Annotated in this window: 1 protein-coding gene; it reads left to right on the forward strand. The window is 44.4% G+C overall.

All coding sequences use genetic code 11. From position 1 onward, the window contains the following. Positions 1-584 precede the first annotated feature (584 nt). Positions 585-2057 carry a group II intron reverse transcriptase/maturase gene (ltrA, locus tag L2735_RS19810; protein WP_248986306.1) on the forward strand — a complete coding sequence of 491 codons (1473 nt, stop codon included), beginning with the start codon at positions 585-587 and terminating at the stop codon, positions 2055-2057. Positions 2058-2171: the final 114 nt, after the last annotated feature.

A 2171-nucleotide genomic window follows, 5' to 3' on the forward strand; every position in this document is an offset into this window, starting at 1 on the left:
CGTTTCTGGACGTGCGACGAGAAGTCGTATGAAGCGCTGTTCACCGCTTTGAGTGAACCATCTGTATCACCAGATGACCCTAGGACTCTGAATAAAGTAGCGAGTCTAACAATGTAACGAAGTTCAGTACCATAACTGAGCGGGAACAAAATCGTGAGAGGACGTTCCTCCTGATAACCACAAATTGGGTGAGTGCTAGGGAGTCAGTATGATGAACATAAGTGAATCCGTGCAAGGTGCGTTATACGAGAAACAGCGGAAGTGGTTTTTTTTACGCTGTGGCCAAAAGGCAATGAGAGTGGGAAAGAAGTTGTCCAATATTCTTTCGTGATCAATACGCTCTCCGCACTATAGCGGGCATCTAACCTGACATGCGTAACATATGGAACTCGGTAAGCCTGTATCGCTCCCTCTGGGAAAGCTGATTTAGCCGATAGCGGTGCAGGTATAGGAGGCTGGAGAAAGCCAAGGCTGTATTGTAATGATGCAGATACAGACGAATGTCTGTCACGAAAGTGAGCCCACTTCCAGCTGGTCTCCCGTTGCAAGATGATTTGAGGAACTTTATTCATGGAGAAACGCAAATGATGACTTCATCTGAAGTTAGTGCCTCTCCGTACGGCAGTCAATGGCAATCCATCAATTGGAAACCTATTGAACAGCAAGTATTAAAGCTTCAAATGCGCATTGCAAAAGCAACCAGAGAAGGTAAACACGGCAGAGCAAAAGCATTGCAGTGGATACTGACTCACTCGCATTCAGCAAAACTTCTTGCTGTTAAGCGAGTATCACAGAACAAAGGCAGTAAAACGCCTGGAATTGACGGCGTCATCTGGAACACGGATGCACGTCGTATGATTGCGGTTACACAACTGAGTAGAAAAGGCTATCAAGCTAAACCACTCAGGCGTATCTATATCCCCAAGAAAAACGGCAAGCTCCGTCCGTTGGGTATCCCTTGCATGGTAGATAGAGCGCAACAAGCGCTATACCTTCTTGCACTGGAACCTATCTCTGAAACGTTTGCCGATCCAAACAGTTATGGTTTTCGACCTAACCGAAGTACAGCGGATGCTATTGCGCAGTGTTTCAAATGTTTGTGTCAGAAAAACTCTAGCCAATGGGTTCTTGAAGGGGACATCAAAGCCTGTTTCGATAAGATTGGTCATCAATGGCTTATCGACAACATTCAATTAGATAAACGAATGCTGCAACAATGGCTTGGATGTGGTTTTATTGACAAAGGATTGTTCTACAAAACGCCAGAAGGAACACCACAAGGTGGGATAATATCCCCTACTCTTATGCTGCTCACTCTTGCTGGATTAGAACAGTTGGTTAAGGCTATCGCTCGTAAAACGGGCAATAGAGTCAACTTTATAGGTTACGCTGATGATTTTGTTATCACGGGGACTTCAAAAGAAGTGCTTGTTAATGAAATCAAACCACAACTAATGCACTTTTTAGAAGAAAGAGGGTTGACGCTTTCTGAAGAGAAAACGCATGTCACCCATATCAATGACGGGTTTGACTTCCTTGGGTTCAACGTTAGGAAGTACAAAAGCAAATTACTCATTAAACCGAGTAAAAGTAACGTCCTGTTATTCTTGAGCAACATGCGTAAACTTATCAAAGCACATGCAACCATGGCAGTTAACGATCTCATCAAATTGATGAATCCTAAGCTTCGGGGATGGTCGAACTACTACCATCACTGCGTCGCCAAACAAACTTTCGGCTATGTAGGTCATCAAATATTCCAAGCGTTATGGCGATGGGCGGTTAGACGTCACCCTACAAAGGGAAAACGATGGGTCGCTCATAAATATTTTCTGAACCGTAAAGGACAATGGCAATTTCACGGTTGGGAGAAAATAGCGGATATGGATTGCGCATTTAATCTAGTGCAAATATCTCGCACGCTAATAAAAAGACATGTAAAAATCCGAAGTGCTGCCACCCCATTCCATCCTGAATTTGTTGACTACTTAAGGAAGCGAAAACAGACTAAGGTAAGCAGGAAGTCGTGGTTTGAACCTGTCCCAACTGCTTTGTAGGTTACTGGGTAGCTAAAATGCCTTAGTGGAGGCTTGAGCCTAGTGCAGTGAAAGTTGCACGCTGGGTTCTTAGGAGGACGGCACTTGGTAACAAGTGTCGTCTATCCGACAAAA

Source organism: Shewanella olleyana (assembly GCF_023283825.1).
Taxonomy (GTDB): domain Bacteria; phylum Pseudomonadota; class Gammaproteobacteria; order Enterobacterales; family Shewanellaceae; genus Shewanella; species Shewanella olleyana.